This window comes from Streptomyces sp. NPDC045695, assembly GCF_056432025.1.
The window spans coordinates 34892-50483 of record NZ_JBWKJU010000011.1; the positions used below are offsets into that span (position 1 = coordinate 34892).

The 15592-nt window shown below is 71.5% G+C and carries 13 protein-coding genes and 1 pseudogene; 10 read left to right on the forward strand and 4 right to left on the reverse strand.

Annotation, left to right across the window (positions count from 1 at the left end):
- Positions 1–43 precede the first annotated feature (43 nt).
- Entirely contained in the window at positions 44–1612 is a 1569-nt protein-coding gene (locus AC07DU_RS20190; protein ID WP_360900151.1) for a S1C family serine protease, read from the reverse strand.
- A gap of 248 nt (positions 1613–1860) precedes the next feature.
- Here AC07DU_RS20190 and AC07DU_RS20195 point away from each other — a divergent pair, with 248 nt between their 5' ends.
- The 3 genes and pseudogenes from AC07DU_RS20195 (at position 1861) to AC07DU_RS20205 (ending at position 4521) form a co-directional block, all read left to right on the forward strand.
- Complete coding sequence (locus tag AC07DU_RS20195; protein ID WP_360900155.1) at positions 1861–2649, forward strand: glycerophosphodiester phosphodiesterase; 789 nt, start codon at positions 1861–1863, stop codon at positions 2647–2649.
- 85 nt (positions 2650–2734) lie between these two features.
- Positions 2735–3336: pseudogene (locus AC07DU_RS20200) on the forward strand (ATP-binding protein).
- Positions 3337–3546: 210 nt separating this feature from the next.
- Entirely contained in the window at positions 3547–4521 is a 975-nt protein-coding gene (locus AC07DU_RS20205; protein ID WP_479029235.1) for a DUF5926 family protein, read from the forward strand.
- A 181-nt stretch (positions 4522–4702) separates the two neighbouring features.
- On the opposite strand, the gene AC07DU_RS20210 is transcribed toward AC07DU_RS20205, so the two are convergent.
- Both AC07DU_RS20210 and AC07DU_RS20215 read right to left on the reverse strand, forming a co-directional pair.
- On the reverse strand, positions 4703–5299 hold the full coding sequence (locus tag AC07DU_RS20210) for a hypothetical protein (protein WP_479029237.1): 597 nt from the start codon (positions 5297–5299) through the stop codon (positions 4703–4705).
- Positions 5300–5408: 109 nt separating this feature from the next.
- Positions 5409–6212 (reverse strand): bifunctional DNA primase/polymerase, encoded by an 804-nt coding sequence (locus tag AC07DU_RS20215; RefSeq protein WP_479029239.1) that lies wholly within the window; start codon positions 6210–6212, stop codon positions 5409–5411.
- A 477-nt stretch (positions 6213–6689) separates the two neighbouring features.
- Between AC07DU_RS20215 and AC07DU_RS20220 the strand changes: the two genes are divergently transcribed.
- Both AC07DU_RS20220 and AC07DU_RS20225 read left to right on the forward strand, forming a co-directional pair.
- Complete coding sequence (locus tag AC07DU_RS20220; RefSeq protein WP_479112725.1) at positions 6690–8243, forward strand: PP2C family protein-serine/threonine phosphatase; 1554 nt, start codon at positions 6690–6692, stop codon at positions 8241–8243.
- Between the two features lie 165 nt (positions 8244–8408).
- Complete coding sequence (locus AC07DU_RS20225; protein WP_360900170.1) at positions 8409–9875, forward strand: aminopeptidase P family protein; 1467 nt, start codon at positions 8409–8411, stop codon at positions 9873–9875.
- 105 nt (positions 9876–9980) lie between these two features.
- Here the strand turns inward: AC07DU_RS20225 and AC07DU_RS20230 are convergent, their stop codons facing one another.
- Positions 9981–10424, reverse strand: a complete 444-nt coding sequence (locus tag AC07DU_RS20230) for an ATP-binding protein (RefSeq protein ID WP_360900174.1) — start codon at positions 10422–10424, stop codon at positions 9981–9983.
- Between the two features lie 216 nt (positions 10425–10640).
- On the opposite strand from AC07DU_RS20230, the gene AC07DU_RS20235 reads away from it, so the two are divergent.
- The 5 genes from AC07DU_RS20235 (at position 10641) to AC07DU_RS20255 (ending at position 15591) form a co-directional block, all read left to right on the forward strand.
- On the forward strand, positions 10641–11486 hold the full coding sequence (locus AC07DU_RS20235; protein WP_479029243.1) for a hypothetical protein: 846 nt from the start codon (positions 10641–10643) through the stop codon (positions 11484–11486).
- Between the two features lie 108 nt (positions 11487–11594).
- Complete coding sequence (locus AC07DU_RS20240; RefSeq protein ID WP_360900180.1) at positions 11595–12317, forward strand: YcnI family copper-binding membrane protein; 723 nt, start codon at positions 11595–11597, stop codon at positions 12315–12317.
- Positions 12318–12420: 103 nt separating this feature from the next.
- Positions 12421–13074: an SCO family protein gene (locus tag AC07DU_RS20245; RefSeq protein WP_479029247.1), complete on the forward strand. Its 654-nt coding sequence runs from the start codon at positions 12421–12423 to the stop codon at positions 13072–13074.
- Complete coding sequence (locus AC07DU_RS20250; RefSeq protein ID WP_453370736.1) at positions 13071–13550, forward strand: copper chaperone PCu(A)C; 480 nt, start codon at positions 13071–13073, stop codon at positions 13548–13550. The genes AC07DU_RS20245 and AC07DU_RS20250 overlap by 4 nt, the downstream gene beginning before the upstream one ends.
- A 22-nt stretch (positions 13551–13572) precedes the next feature.
- Positions 13573–15591, forward strand: coding sequence for a copper resistance CopC/CopD family protein (locus AC07DU_RS20255; RefSeq protein ID WP_479112727.1), 2019 nt, complete (start codon positions 13573–13575; stop codon positions 15589–15591).
- The last annotated feature ends 1 nt before the right edge of the window (position 15592 follow it).

The following is a 15592-nucleotide window of genomic DNA, read 5'->3' on the forward strand; positions in this document are numbered from 1 at the left end:
ATCCCGCCTACGGCCCCTGTCCATCAGGCCACATGGGCCGGTTCTACTTGTCGCCGACCCGCGAGCCGAGCGTGATGTCGACGGTGGTCGGCTTGCCGTCCCGCAGGTAGGTCAGCTTCACGGTGTCACCGGGCTTGTGCGTCCAGATCAGGCTGATCAGGGTCGGGCCGCTGTCGACCGGCTTGCCGCCGAACTCCGTGATGACGTCGCCGGGCTTCAGGCCCGCCTTGCCGGCCGGACCGTTCGGGTCGACCAGCTCGTTGGCGGCCGCGCCCTGCTCGGAGATCTTGGCGCCCTCGGTCTTGGCCTGGAGGTCCACGGAGACCGAGATCACCGGATAGACCGGCTTGCCGGTCTTGATCAGCGACTCGGCGACGTTCTTGGCCTGGTTGATCGGGATGGCGAAGCCGAGGCCGATGGAACCGGCCTGGCCGCCGCCGAAGCCGCCGTTACCGGCGGACTGGATCGCGGAGTTGATGCCGATCACCGCACCGCGTCCGTCGATCAGCGGACCGCCGGAGTTGCCCGGGTTGATCGAGGCGTCCGTCTGGAGGGCGCTCATGTAGGAGTTCTTGCTGCCCGACCCGTCGCCGGAGGCGACCGGGCGGTTCTTGGCGCTGACGATGCCGGTCGTGACCGTGTTGGACAGACCGAAGGGGGCGCCGATCGCGATGGTCGGGTCGCCGACCGCGACCTTGTCGGAGTCACCCAGCGGCAGCGGCCTGAGGCCGGCCGGCGGGTTCTTCAGTTTGAGGACGGCGACGTCGTAGCCCTGGGCGCGGCCCACTACCTCAGCGTCGTACTTCTTGCCGTCGGAGAACGTCGCGAAGAGCTTTCCGCCGTTCGCGGCGGAGGCCACCACGTGGTTGTTCGTGAGGATGTGGCCCTGCTGGTCGTAGACGAAGCCGGTGCCCGTGCCGCCCTCGCCGTCACCGGCCGAGGCCTCGATGGTGACCACGCTGGGCAGCGCGCCCGCCGCCAGGCCGGCGATGGAGCCGGCCTCGCGCTTGAGGTCCTTGGGGGTGTTTCCGGCGCTGATCGTGGTCGAGCCGGTGCCGTTGTCGCCGCGCTCGGCCGCCCAGTACCCCACGCCGCCGCCGATGCCGCCCGCGAGGAGGGCTGCCACCAGCACCGCCGCGATCAGGCCGCCCCTGCCCTTCGCCTTGGGCGCCGGGGAGCCGTCGGTGGTCAGGGGGACGCCCCACCCGCCGCCGGCCTGGCCACCGCCCGCGCCGTACGCCGGCACCGCGGGCGGCGGGGGCGGCCAGCCCTCGGCTCCGTACGCGGCCGGGGCGGGGGCCGCAGCCGGAGCCGGGGCGTGACCGTAGGCCGGGGCGGAGGCCGGGGGCACCGGGGTGGGAGGGGTGGGTGGGATCTGCTGCGTCGGCTCGCCACCGGGCGCGGGCGACGGCGGGAGCTCCTGGGTCACCGGTTCGGCGGCGGCGGGCCCAGCGGCCGGCGTCACCGCGACCGACGGCGCCGCCGACGCGGCCTGTGCCTGCGGGGGCGCGTCCTGCGGTGCGTCCGCCTTCGTCGCGGGGGCCGGAGCAGGGGGTACGGACGGGGCCGCGGGGGGCGTCGGGGCCGCGGTGCCCTCGTTCTCGGTGCTCACAGCGCTCTCTCCTCGTCACACACGGCTTCAGAAATCTCTGGCAAATCGCTGGCAATCGGTCCGAGTGAACGTTCGACGTGCCGCACAAGTTCCTGGGCAAAGCCTTTCCCATGACCCGTCAGAGCACTGTAAGCCGGACCTGTGCATCTCCTGCCATTCTTTATATCCGGCATTTGGGACGCACCTGCAGCACTCGGCCTCGACGCCCGGGGCCCCGTCGGTGGCACCATGACCGGGTGACTCACGCAATGCCTCGCACCATCCAGGTCGTCGCCCACCGCGGCGCCTCACAGGACGCTCCCGAGCACACCCTGGCCGCCTACCGCAAGGCCATCGCGGACGGCGCCGACGCCCTCGAATGCGATGTGCGGCTCACCGCCGACGGCCACCTGGTCCTCGTCCACGACCGCCGGGTGAACCGCACGTCCAACGGCCGCGGCGCCGTCTCCGCTCTGGAGCTCGCCGACCTCGCCGCCCTCGACTTCGGCTCCTGGAAGGACCGCGAGGAGTCCCCCGACTGGGTCGCGGACCCCGAGCGCACCTCCGTCCTCACCCTGGAGCGGTTGCTGGAGCTGATCTCCGACGCCGGCCGTCCGGTACAGCTCGCGATCGAGACGAAGCATCCGACCCGCTGGGCCGGACAGGTGGAGGAGCGCCTCCTCTTCCTCCTCAAGCGCTTCGGCCTGGACGCCCCGCCCGCCGAGGGTCCGCACCCGGTGCGGGTCATGAGCTTCTCGGCGCGTTCCCTGCACCGGGTGCGGGCGGCGGCCCCGACGATCCCCACCGTGTACCTGATGCAGTTCATCTCGCCCCGGATGCGGGACGGCCGACTGCCGGCCGGCGTGACGATCGCCGGCCCGGGCATGCGGATCGTGCGCAGCCACCCCGGCTTCATCCGCAAGCTCCAGGACGCGGGGCACTCCGTACACGTGTGGACAGTGGACGATCCCCGGGACGTTCAGCTCTGCGCTGATCTGGGCGTAGAAGCGATCATCACGAACAGACCACGTCAAGTTCTGTCCCAACTGGGGCGCTGACGTCCCTTTTTGCACACCCGTCACTTCCCACCCGGCCGTAACAGGGTGTGCACCGGCGCATCCGCTTCGCATTCGTTCGGCGTGAATGCGTCACGGGGGCCCGCCACGGCGGTTTCCGGTCCAGGCCATTGGGGCATCCAGACCATGCGTGGGGCTAAGGAGGTTCCGGGGGTGGCGTTGGTGGTGGCACAGGAAGTGCCCACGTCGTCGTGCATGGACGTACGCCATGGTCCTGCGGGCGTGGGCGAGGCACGACACCGGATGCGCGATCAGCTGCGTATCAGCGGAGTGTCCGAATCGGTCGTGGACGATGCCGTACTGATCCTTTCCGAACTGCTCAGCAACGCCTGCCGACATGGCAGGCCCCTGAGCGCGCGGGAAGCCGGGGAGGGGGAGATACGCGCCGCTTGGCGCGTCGACGGAGCGGGACGGCTGACGGTCGAGGTCACGGACGGAGGCGGTCCCACCCGCCCGGTCCCGGCCAAGCCCTCGGTCACCGCGCACGGCGGCCGGGGGCTGAACATCATCAGCACCCTGGCCCAGGACTGGGGTGTCCGGGACGGAGCGGCGGGTGAGGTCACCGTGTGGGTGATCGTCGCCTGTGGGCCCCGGCACGAGGATTTCGCTACGCGCGTTGCGCCCCCGGCGATCGACTTCAGCACGGCGTTCGACGATCTGGATCCCTGAGGAGATCCGGATCCCTGCAAGGACAACGAAACAGCCCCCACACCACAACAGAACAGCACCGCACAGCAGTACCGGTCATCCGTACGAGCGGCCGTCCGGGAGCGCACGCCGACCGTGCTCCCGGCCGCACCCCACCGGTTCCGGCGGTACGAACGGCTAGGCTCGCGCCCAGACACGACGCCGTACCGCCGCAACCGGGAGACACCCACGATGGCCAAGAAGCGCCCCGCAGCCAAGACCGCAAAGCCGCAGCTCAACAACGGTGAGATCCCCGTCGTGGGCGCCCGTGAGCCCTGCCCCTGCGGATCCGGGCGCCGCTACAAGGCCTGCCACGGCGCAGCCGCCGCGCACGCCGTCACCGAGCACGTCCAGCGCCCCTTCGAGGGCCTGCCGGGCGAGTGCGACTGGGTCGCGCTGCGCGAGCTGGTCCCCGCGGCCACCGTCCCGCTGTCCCTCAAGGGCGGCCTGCCCGAGGGCGTCCCCTCCGTCACGCTGGTGACCGTCCTTCCCATGGCCTGGCCGGCGCTGCGCCGCGAGGACGGGTCCGTCCTGCTCGGCCTGCAGAACGACTCGTCCACCGGGGACCTGAGCCGCGACATGGCCGACACCCTGGAGCGTGCGCTCGCGGCCGAACCGGGTACCCCCGTCGCCGCCCGCCGGGTTCCCGCCGAGGGTCCGCGACTTCAGGATCTCCTGGACGCCGACGGCGGTTTCGAGCCTGTTGTCCACAGCGGGTTCGAATTCTGGATTCCGGAATCCGACAGCGCGCAGAACGCCTCCCCGGAGATCGCCGCCTCGCTGGAACGCGCCAACGAGGCCGCCATTCCCACCATCAAGCTGACCGGCGTGGACGCCGCGTACTGGTGCGAGACCCCGGAGAAGAACCACCTGCGCTGGGTCATGCCGCACCCCGAGGAGAAGCTGCTCGACGCCCTCGCCCGGCTGCACGCGGCCGGCACGTCCTCGCTCGGCGAGGGCACGAAGCTCGTCGGCTCCTTCCGTGCGCACGGCCTGATGGTCCCGGTCTGGGACCTGCCCACCGGGGTCACGGCCGACGACGTGGAGAAGCCCGCGGCGGAGTTCGCGGAGCGCCTCGCCGGCGCCCTGGCCTCGGACGCCCCGCTGACCACGGAGGAGCGCCGGGCACGCGGCGGACTCACCAACCGCCAGGTGACCCTCAGCTGACCGCGCGCCCGCTGCGGAGCCGGTGACCGGAGTCACAACTCCCGCTAATCGTCGGCAAATCGGTGTCTGAATATCAGAGATCGAATTTGCGTAGAGGCGATCTCTTGTTACCGTTCTTGTAGCCCGGTCGCTGGTGCATCCCCCGTCGCCAGCGGCCGGGCCCTTCCATTTCCGGCGGTACTCAACCGTCACCCGGGGCCGGAGAGTTGCTCCCGGACCGCAAGAGCAAGTCGCCTTCATCATCCGGAACTGCGAATTCCGCAACAGCGGAGTAACTCTCGGGATCCCCTGCCGAAGCATCCTTGGGCGTCTCGCACAGGCCCGGCTCGTCACCCGGCCCGACCGCGCACCGGATCTGCACCGTGCGCCCCGCCGGCCCCATCAGCGTCAGCACCGCATCCAGCGCATGACCACTCGTGTTGCGGTAGTAACTCCGGCCCCACGTCCGGCCTTCGGACACCAGCACGCAGGTCTGCGCCTCCACACCGTGCGGCGAGGACAGCTCGGGGCCGCAGCGGGAATCCGTACGGGGCTGCTCGGCCTGGCCGGGCCGCTCGGGCCCGGACGCCTCGGCCTCGGCGGCCGGGGCCGGGGCCGAGGCCGGCCGCTGAGACGAGGGAGATGTGCGAGAAGAGTGCGAAAGCCCGAGCGTCGAGAACAGGCCGCCGCCCTTTCCGTCATCCTGACCGGCAAAATCCGGCCCGGCGATCGCTCCAGCGAGCGGGAGCGACAAGATGATCAGCACACCGGCGCCGATACCGATCAGGCGGAGATTCATTCGCCGAAGATAGCGATGCGGGAATGGGGCGCGGAGATCCCCGCGCCCAATTCCCCGGGAAACTCGTCGCGCTGGCACCCGTACGAGTGATCCGCCGACGCTCGGCAGATCAGTACGCGAGCCGGCTGCCGCCGCCGGGCGCACCGCTGCTCGCCTCGACGAGCGCGTCCACGACCGCCTCGACCTCGGGCAGCCAGAGCGTGCCGGCGCCCTGCGGCGTCCGCTGGCCCCGCCGCATCCGCTGAGCCGAAGGCCTCCGCTGCGCCGACGGCTGCGACGCCCCCCGGGCCCGCGGCTCCCGTTCCCAGCGCACCTGGCCGCCGCTCGACGCGGCGGAGGGCGGCAGCAACAGGTACCCGCCCTCGCCGTGGAAACGCAGCGAGGAGGGAACGTGGTCCTTCGCGTACAGCAGTTCGCCGAGCCGCTCCAGCGAGTACGGCGCCACCAGCAGCGACCACCGGGTCGGCGTGGCCACGACCGGCCCGAGCCGCAGTCCCTGCGCCTCCAGTCGTACGAGGGCCCGCGCGGCCGCGGCGGCCGGCAGGCTCAACGCGCACGGGGCGGTCCCGCCGGTCGCCATCAGAACGGGGGCGGTGGGCCGGTTGGTCCACCACCAGGCCACCATCCGTGGGTCGGTCGTGGCGGCGAGCAGGCCCGGGTCGAAGGGGTGCGCGCCGGGGACGACGCAGTCGGGGTCGGGGCAGGCGCATCGCGAGGCGTCCGCCGCGGACCGGCCGACGCCGGGCAGCACGGGCCACCGCCACGTGGTGGCGCAGGTGAGCGCCGCTTCGAGGTGGGCGGAGGTGGAGGTGGGGGCGGAGGAACCGCCGCTCCGCCGAGGGATAGGGAGGGAGCGCAGGGATCGAAAGCGATCACGGAGCCGCTGGAGACGCCTTCCGAGGATCTCGCGCATGAGCGCTCGTTCCTTTCCGTTGAACGTCGAGGGCCACATCACACCATGTAACCGGTCTCTCACCACACGTACAGGTGGGGCATCACTGTCCGCCAGAAGCAGGTCACACGGTTCGTGCAGTTTCTTGCGGGCCCGTCTTACGGGTCTTCTACGGGTCCGTCTTACGGGTCTTCTACGGGTCCGTCTTACGGGTCGGTCTGCGGTCCCTACGGGTCCGTCCCGCGTCCGGCGGGGCCGCGGCGCGCCCCGCTCCGACGACCGGGGCCGCCTGCCGGCGCTAAGGACGACGGCCCGCGCCGGGCCGGTTCCCCGCGCCGCCAACTGACCCCCGGCATCACGGAATAGGTACCCGACCCCCTGCGGCACCCGCCCAGTCGACCTTAAAAACCGACTGCTTCCAGCTTTTTCCGGCCAAGTTCTAGCCTTGGCTCGACAGTGAGTTGCCGTCCCACGGACACCAGGATTCCCACCTGGGCAATGCTGGACATGCATCCACGTGTGCGTGTAGATGTGGATTCCTTGATGGCGGCGCAGCACGATCTGGGGGTTTGCGATGCTATTTGGCGAATCGCACCAGGTGGAAAGGCGGACGCCATGAGCGCCTCGCATCTGCCGAAAGTGGCTGGAATCGATCCAGCAGTCACCGTGTCGCCGCAGACTGCGGCGCCCACGTCCGCCCGAGCTGCCCCCGCACCGGCCCCTGCGCCCGGCCCGGCCAGCCTGATCCAGGACCGGCTGGCGGGCATGGTCTCCGACCTCACCACCCTCCACGAGCTCACCGAGCGCCTCGCTCGCACCACTGACCTCGACGCCTCCCTCCACGAGTTCCTGCGCGCCGGAGCCGCACTCGTCGGCGCCCGCCGCGGCCTGATCGTCATGGAGCCCGCCGACGGGCTCGGCCCCAGCTGCACGATCGGTCTCGGGCTCGGCCACGCCGAACTCGGTCACATCGAGACCGTGCCGCGCAGCGCGACCTCCTACGGACGCATCCTCGACGGGCTCCCCGACGCCCGAGGCGGCTCCGAGGTCCTCCCCGAACCGGGCGCACCCCCCGGCACCGGCGGTTTCGCCGCCCCCGTCGACCCCCGTCACCGCGAGGTCGCCGCCCGCCTCGGCTATGCCGCCAGCTACGCGCTGCCCCTGACCGCCGAAGCCACCGGCCGGCTCGGCGCGGCCGTCTGGCTCTACGACGAGCAGGCCGAGCCGAACGACCGCCAGCGCGACCTGGCCGGGCTGTACGTGCGGCACGCCGCCGAACACCTGGCCCGGATGCTGGAGGTGGAACGCTCCCGTACCCGCCTGGTCACCGTCGCCGAGGAACTGCTGCCCAGCCGCCTCCCCCGGGTCCCCGGAGTCCAGCTCGCGGCCCGCCACCACACGGGGCCGCGCGGCGGCGGCGACTGGTACGACGCCCTGCCGCTGCCCGAGGGCGCGCTGGGGCTGGCCGTCGGGTCCGTCACCGGGTCGGGGCCGAGCGCCGTCGCCGCGATGGGGCGGCTGCGCGCATCGCTGCGCGCCTATGCCGTCATGGAGGGCGAGGACCCCGTAGCGGTCCTGTCCGACCTGGAGCTGCTGCTGCGCCTGACCGAGCCGGCGCGCTCGGCCACCGCACTCTTCGCCTACTGCGAACCGGCTGGGCACTCTCACGCCGGGGGCCAAGGCCCCAAGATCATCCTTGCGGGCGCCGGGCACGCCCCGCCGCTCCTCATCGGGGAGCGCGGTGCCGAGTACCTGGAGACCTCCCTCTCCGCCCCGCTCGGCATGCTGTCCTGCTGGGAGGCGCCGAGCGTGGAGATCGAGCCTGCACCTGGAGAAACGGTGCTGCTCTACACCGACGGGCTGCTGCACCACACCGGCGACCCGATGGACCGGGCCTACGCCCGGCTGCACGCGGCAGCCGTGGGAGCGCCCCGGAGCGTCCGTGACGACCCGGCCGCCCTGTGCGACCACATCCTGCGGACCGTGCTGCCCGGCGGGGAGCCGGCCGACGCCCCCGAGGACATCGTGCTGCTCGCCGCCCGGTTCGAGTGAGCCGCGGCACGGAGAGGAACGGAGAGGGCGGGGAGATGACGGGGAAGCGGGAGATGAGGGGGCAGGTCGTGACAAATCGCACGATACGAAACGCGCCCATCCGCACACGCCTACGATGGATGCGGTCCACACCCAGGTCCGTACGGTCGTAGCTGAGGAGAAGACGTGGCTGACGAGCTCACCCCGGAGACCCCGGAAGAAGAGCAGCCCAAGAAGACGCACAAGCAGCGCAAGAACGGTCTGTACCCGGGGGTCAGCGACGAGCTCGCCGAGAGCATGCGTACCGGCTGGGCCGACACCGAGCTGCACGGGCTGGAGCCCATCGCCCAGGCCGAGCACACCGCCGCCCGCCGCGCCGCGCTGTCCGCGCGCTTCCCCGGCGATCGCCTCGTCGTCCCCGCGGGCCGCCTGAAGACCCGCTCGAACGACACCGAGTACCCCTTCCGCGCCTCCACCGAGTACGCGTACCTCACCGGCGACCAGACGGAGAACGGCGTCCTGGTCCTGGAGCCCACCGGGCCGACCGGCCACCAGGCCACCGTCTACCTGCTGCCGCGCTCCAACCGGGAGAACGGCGAGTTCTGGCTGTCCGGCCAGGGCGAGCTGTGGGTCGGCCGCCGCCACTCCCTCGCCGAGGCCGAGCAGCTCCTGGGCATTCCCGCCCAGGACGTGCGCGAGCTCGCCGAGGCCCTCGCCGAGGCCGAGGGCCCGGTGCGGGTCGTCCGCGGCCACGACTCCGTCATCGAGTCCGCCCTCACCGACAAGGTGACCAAGGAGCGCGACGAGGAGCTGCGCGTCTACCTCTCCGAGGCCCGCGCGGTGAAGGACGCGTTCGAGATCGGCGAGCTGCAGAAGGCCGTGGACTCCACGGTCCGCGGCTTCGAGGACGTCGTGAAGGTCCTCGACAAGGCCGAGGCCACCTCCGAGCGCTACATCGAGGGCACCTTCTTCCTGCGCGCCCGCGTCGAGGGCAACGACGTCGGCTACGGCTCCATCTGCGCCGCCGGCCCGCACGCCTGCACCCTGCACTGGGTCCGCAATGACGGCGACGTCCGTTCCGGCGACCTGCTGCTGCTCGACGCCGGTGTGGAGACCCACAGCCTCTACACCGCCGACGTCACGCGCACGCTGCCGATCAACGGCACGTACACCGACATCCAGCGCAAGATCTACGACGCGGTCTACGAGTCCCAGGAAGCCGGCATCGCCGCCGTCAAGCCGGGCGCGAAGTTCCGCGACTTCCACGACGCCTCGCAGCACGTGCTGGCCGAGAAGCTCGTCGAGTGGGGCCTGCTGGAAGGCCCCGTCGAGCGCGTCCTGGAGCTCGGTCTGCAGCGCCGCTGGACCCTGCACGGCACCGGCCACATGCTCGGCATGGACGTCCACGACTGCGCCGCCGCGCGTACCGAGGCGTACGTGGACGGCACGCTGGAGCCGGGCATGTGCCTCACCGTCGAGCCGGGTCTGTACTTCCAGGCCGACGACCTGACGGTGCCCGAGGAGTACCGGGGCATCGGCGTCCGGATCGAGGACGACATCCTGGTCACGGAGGACGGCAACCGGAACATGTCGGCCGGGCTGCCGCGCGCCGCGACCGAGGTCGAGGCCTGGATGGCACGCCTCAAGGGCTGACGCCCGGGCGGGTAGTACGCGGTGGGCGGGATCCTTCCAGGGTCCCGCCCACCGGTGTGTCGCCACCGTGCGGGAGCGCCTTCACGAGCGGCCAGACGCGGCTGGCTAGGACACCTTCAGGAGCGCGTCGTCGCGCCACTTCAGCATCTTGTCGAAGCTGACCACCGCACCGCGCCCCGGCCGGTTGCGCAGACGGACGTGGTCGGAGAGCTCCGCGATCAGGTCCAGGCCCCGGCCGTGCTCGGCCAGGGAGGGTCTGCGACGGGCCACCGTCGAGGGCGGGAAGCCCGGACCGGAATCGGTCACCTCGATGCGGCAGCAGTCCCCGTCCAGATAGGCCGTCACGCGGTACTCCTCGGCCCCGTCCGGGATCTCGCCGCCCCCGCCGTGCTCCACGGCGTTCGCGCACGCCTCGCTCAGTGCCACCGAGAGATCGAAAGAGATGTCCGGGTCCACCCCCACGGTCTCCATCGTCCCCAGCAGCAGTCGCCTGGCGAGCGGCACGCTCGCGGCGTCGCGCCTCAAGTGGAGAGACCACCAGATGCTCATAGGGTTACGTATTGCCGTCCGCGACCGGCCGTAAGCGCTCTGCGGCCGTCCGGGAGCCGATTGCCCTCGTTCGGCCGATGCGGCTCTGCCGGAGGCCGGTGTATGCGGTGCGGCGCAAACCCGGGGCGGGCGGGCCGGCTGCGCAGAGGGGACTCCAAGGGACGTTCCGGACCTGCCGCATGAACGGCCCACGCGCAGTGCGATGATGGCCCGGCCATGTCTGACCCCCATGCGACGCACGCCGGAGCCGGCCTCCGGCTGATCCGGGCCGCGGTGTTCACCGCGGTCTGTGTCGTGCTGTCCGCAGCCGGGCACGCGCTGGCGTCCTGCGCCACCGTGCCCTGGTGGTCACTGTGCATCGGCTTCCTCGCCGTCTTCGCCGTCGCGGCGCCGCTGGCGGGACGACGGCGCACGCTGCCGGGCATCGCCGTCGGGCTCACCGCCGGACAACTCTCTTTGCACGCGCTGTTCGGCCTCGGCCAGCACGGCGCCGCGGCCGCGCAGGCACCGGCCGACGCCTCCGACAGCTCGCTCGCCGCGCTCGCCGCCCAGCTGGTGTGCGGGGGCAACTCCGTACCGCTCAGTCCGGCCGACTCCCGGCGGATCCTGGAGGCCGCCGGCCTGGATCCGGCCGCGCTGGCCCAGCAGGCCGGACAGGCCGCCGAGGCCGGACAGATCGCCGTACAGGGTCACGGCGTGCACGCCCACCTGGCTCAGAGCGCCGCCGCGGCGCCCGCGACCGGCCTGTTCAGCCCGGCCATGCTGCTCGGTCACCTGCTGGCCGCGCTCGCCGCCGGCTGGCTGCTGGGCCGTGGGGACGCCGCGCTCTTCCGACTCGTCGAACTGTCCCGGCTCTCCGCCGCCGAAGCCGCCCCGATGCGTCCGCTGCGCGCCGCACTGGCCTTCGTACGCGCCCTCGGCGCCGGGCTTCCCGCCTCGCCCACCTGTACCTCGCGGGCCCTGCGGACCGGGTCCGAGCCCGCGGCCAGCACGGGCCGGGACACACTCCAGCACACGGTGATCAGGCGCGGGCCGCCCACGGCCCTCGCCCTCGCAGCCTGACGCGGCACCCTCCTCCCCCGGACACCCAGCGGGAGCGCCGGTGCCGTGAACTCCGCGCGCCGCCGCGCGGAGCCACCGCCGTCCCTGCTTCCGTGGAGTGTTCCTGCCATGAAGTCCTCTCGCGTCTCCTTCGCCGCCGCCCTCGCCGCCGGCTCCGTCCTCGTCCTCTCCGGCACCGCCTTCGCGCACGTCGGCGTCCAGCCCGGCGAAGCCACCAAGGGCGGCTACACGACGATCAACTTCAAGGTCCCCAACGAACGCGACAACGCGTCGACCACCCAGCTGGAGGTCAACTTCCCGATCGACCAGCCGCTCTCGTCCGTCATGCCGCAGGACGTTCCCGGCTGGACCGTGACGGTCGAGAAGAGCAAGCTCGACAAGCCGCTCACGGTGCACGGCAAGCAGGTCAACGAGGCCGTCACCAAGGTCACGTGGACCGGTGGGAAAATCGAGCCCGGCAAGTTCCAGCAGTTCCCTCTCTCCGTCGGCAAGCTGCCCGAGAACGCCGACCAGATGGTCTTCAAGTCGATCCAGACCTACGACAACGGCGAGATCGTCCGGTGGATCGAGGAGACCAAGGAAGGCGCCGCGGAGCCGCAGAACCCGGCGCCCGTCCTGAAGCTGACGGCCGCGAAGGGCGCTGACCAGCACGGCACCGGAGCCAAGTCGGACGAGGCGAAGAACGCCGACAAGGACGCCGCGCCCGGTCACGACGAGGCCGCCTCCGAGCACGGCTCCGACACCACGGCGCGCGCCCTCGGCATCGCCGGCATCGTCATCGGGCTCGGCGGGGTCGCCTTCGGCTTCGCCTCGCGTCGCCGGTCCGCCTGACCCCGCTCGCCTTCGCCGCCCGCGGCGCCCGCACCCGCGGGCGCCGTGGCGTCGTCCCGTACCAGCACCCTCCCTACATCCCCGATCCCAGGGACATCTCTTCATGCGCACCACACGTGTGACGGTCGCCGCGCTTCTCGCCGCGGCCGCACTCACCCTCACCGCCTGCGGTAACGAGCCCGCCAAGACCGGCTCGGTCACTCAGATCTCCGGCGGCCAGAACCACGACAAGGCCGCGACCGTGCTGGACCGCCCCTTCAGCAAGCCGGAGCTCGTCCTCACGGACACCACCGGCAAGCCGTGGAACCTGCGAGAGCAGACCAAGGGCAAGCCGACGCTCATCTACTTCGGATACACCAGCTGCCCCGACGTGTGCCCGCTGACGATGAGCAACATCGCCGTGGCCAAGAAGGCACTGCCCCAGGCGGACCAGGACAACCTCCGGGTCGTCTTCGTCACCACCGACCCCGACCGGGACACTCCCGAGGTCCTCGCCGCGTGGCTCAAGGGCCAGGACCCGTCCTTCATCGGACTCACCGGGGACTTCACCACCATCCAGGCCGCCGCGCGCACGCTCGGCATCGGTATCGAGGCCGCCAAGACGGGGGCCGACGGCAAGGTCGTCTCCATGCACGGCGCCCAGGTCATCGCGTTCTCGCCCAAGACCGACGAGGGCTACGTCCTTTACGGCGAGAGCACCACCGTCGACGACTACACCAAGGACCTGCCGAAGCTCATCAAGGGAGAGAACCCGTGAACACCCGCACCACCCGCACCCTCGCCGCCGCCCTCTCCCTCGCGGCAGTCCTCGCGATATCCGGCTGCTCCGGCGACAGCAAGCCGGAGATGACCGTCAGCGGCGCCTTCATGCCCCAGCCGGTGAACGACAAGATGGCCGGCGGCTTCATGGTCATCAAGAACGACTCGGCGGCCGCCGACAAGCTCACCGGTGCCACCTCCCCGCTCTCCGACGATCTCCAGATCCACGAGACCAAGGACCAGAAGATGCAGCAGGTCCAGTCGATGGACGTGCCCGCCAACGGCGAACTCAAGCTGGAGCGCGGCGGCAACCACATCATGTTCATGGGCCTCAAGAGCACACCGAAGGTGGGCGACAAGGTCACCGTCGAGCTCCGCTTCGAGAAGGCCGGCACCGTCAAGGTCGAGCTGGACGTCAAGGAACGCACGTACACCGGCCAGGATCCGGCATCCACGGCTGGCAACGGCCACTGACGGACCGAGGAACTGACACGCCATGACGGCCACCGCCCCCGCTCCCTCCACGGCCCGCGCCCGTGCCACGGCAGTCCTGCCACGGCTCGCGCTGGTCCTCGCAGCCCTGCTGGCAACCCTGTTCACCGCGGCCGCACCGGCCACGGCGCACGCCGCACTCACCGCGAGCGACCCCAAGGACGGGGCGGTGGTCGCCACGGCGCCCGCCCAGGTCACGCTCTCCTTCTCGGAGCAGGTCGCCCTGGGCGACGACTCCATCCGCGTCCTCGACCCCCGCGGTAAACGCGTGGACACCGGCGAGCTGCGCGACATGTGCAGCGGCCACACCATCCGCTACGGCACCGCCCTGCACGCCGGTCTACCCAACGGCACCTACACCGTCGCCTGGCAGGCGATCTCGGCCGACAGCCATCCGATCGCCGGCGCCTTCACCTTCTCCATCGGCGAGCCCTCCGCCACCGATGTCACCCTTCCCACCGCGCAGGCGGGCGGCGGACCCGTCGGCATCGCGTACGGGATCGCCCGCTACGCCGCCTACGCCGGCTTCACCGTCCTCGTGGGCGGCTCCGCCTTCATCCTGCTGTGCTGGCCCCGGGGCGCCGCCGAACGGCCGCTGCAAAAGCTCGTCGTACGCGCCTGGGTCACCCTGACCGCCGCCACGCTCGCGATGCTGGTGCTCCGTACGCCGTACACGGGGTCGGGGAAGTTCACCGACGCGTTCGACCTCGACGGGCTCAGGGCGGTCCTGGAGACCAAGACCGGCGCCTCACTGATCTCGCGCCTGCTGCTGCTGGGCGCCGCCGCCCTCTTCATCGCGGTCCTCTTCGGCGTGTTCGCACGCCGCCTGCACGACGCCGAAGCCTCCGGGCCCCGAAGCGCCGAGGAGGCCAGGGACGTCAACGACCTGACCTTCGGCCTGGCCATCGGCGGGGCCGTGGTCTCCGGCGGCATCGCCGCCACCTGGGCCCTGTCCGAGCACGCGTCCACCGGCATCCAGCCCGGCCTGGCCATGCCCGCGGACATCCTGCACCTGCTGGCCGTCGCCACCTGGCTCGGCGGTCTGACCGCCCTGCTCGTCTGTCTCCACAAGGTGCCCGGGATCGAGCGCGGGGCCGTGCGGCGTTTCTCCCGGGTCGCCTTCGGCAGCGTCCTGGTGCTCGCCGTCACCGGCGTCTACCAGTCCTGGCGCCAGGTGGGCAGCTGGTCCGCCCTCACCGGCACCGACTACGGTCGGCTGCTGCTCCTGAAGGTCGGCCTGGTCGCCGTCCTGCTCGGCCTCGGCTACGTGTCCCGGAAGTGGACCGAACGGCTCGCCGACGCCCCGGCGGGCGTGACGAAGACCGACGCGTCCGAGGATGTTTCACGTGAAACAGACCCCGACGTTTCGCGTGAAACAGGGCCGGATGTTTCACGTGAAACGGAGCCGGTCTCCGTGCCGGCCGGGTCCGGCCCCGACCCTGATCCCGATCCCGAGCGCGCCGCCCAGCTCGCCCGGCAGCACGCCGCCCGCGAGAGCGCCCGCAAGAAGCAGGTCCGCGACGCCGACCCGGACCGCGCCGGGCTGCGCCGCTCCGTCCTCGCGGAGGCTGGTGTCGCGGTGGTCCTGCTCGCCGTCGCCACGATCCTCACCAGCACCGAGCCCGGGCGCACGGTGGAGCGCGAGGCGGCCCGCGGTGCCACCGCCACTGCCGTCCCCGACCGCGCCGTGAAGATCACCCTGCCGTTCGACACCGGCGGCCAGAACGGCAAGGGCTCCATCCGGCTCGAACTCGACCCGGGCCGGGTCGGCGCCAACACCCTGCACCTGTGGGCCGACTCCGGCGACGGCCGGCCCTTCGACCTCCCCGAGGTCAAGGTCGCCTTCACCCTCCCGGCCAAGGACATCGGCCCCCTGCCGGTGGTACCCGACCAGGCCGCCCCCGGGCACTGGACCGCTTCCAGCGTCCAACTGCCCCTCACGGGCGAATGGCGTATCGACGTGACCGTCCGTACCTCCGACATCGACCAGACCACCGTCCAGAAGACCGTGAAGATCGGCTGAA

What these genes read in the sequence shown, in the direction of transcription:
- AC07DU_RS20240 (WP_360900180.1), top strand. Translation starts at nt 11,595, where the DNA reads ATGAAGTCCTCTCGCGTCTCCTTCGCCGCCGCCCTCGCCGCCGGCTCC.
- AC07DU_RS20255 (WP_479112727.1), top strand. Translation starts at nt 13,573, where the DNA reads ATGACGGCCACCGCCCCCGCTCCCTCCACGGCCCGCGCCCGTGCCACG.
- AC07DU_RS20215 (WP_479029239.1), bottom strand. Translation starts at nt 6,212, where the DNA reads ATGCGCGAGATCCTCGGAAGGCGTCTCCAGCGGCTCCGTGATCGCTTT.
- AC07DU_RS20205 (WP_479029235.1), top strand. Translation starts at nt 3,547, where the DNA reads ATGGCCAAGAAGCGCCCCGCAGCCAAGACCGCAAAGCCGCAGCTCAAC.
- AC07DU_RS20245 (WP_479029247.1), top strand. Translation starts at nt 12,421, where the DNA reads ATGCGCACCACACGTGTGACGGTCGCCGCGCTTCTCGCCGCGGCCGCA.
- AC07DU_RS20230 (WP_360900174.1), bottom strand. Translation starts at nt 10,424, where the DNA reads ATGAGCATCTGGTGGTCTCTCCACTTGAGGCGCGACGCCGCGAGCGTG.
- AC07DU_RS20235 (WP_479029243.1), top strand. Translation starts at nt 10,641, where the DNA reads ATGTCTGACCCCCATGCGACGCACGCCGGAGCCGGCCTCCGGCTGATC.
- AC07DU_RS20220 (WP_479112725.1), top strand. Translation starts at nt 6,690, where the DNA reads ATGCTGGACATGCATCCACGTGTGCGTGTAGATGTGGATTCCTTGATG.
- AC07DU_RS20195 (WP_360900155.1), top strand. Translation starts at nt 1,861, where the DNA reads ATGCCTCGCACCATCCAGGTCGTCGCCCACCGCGGCGCCTCACAGGAC.
- AC07DU_RS20210 (WP_479029237.1), bottom strand. Translation starts at nt 5,299, where the DNA reads ATGAATCTCCGCCTGATCGGTATCGGCGCCGGTGTGCTGATCATCTTG.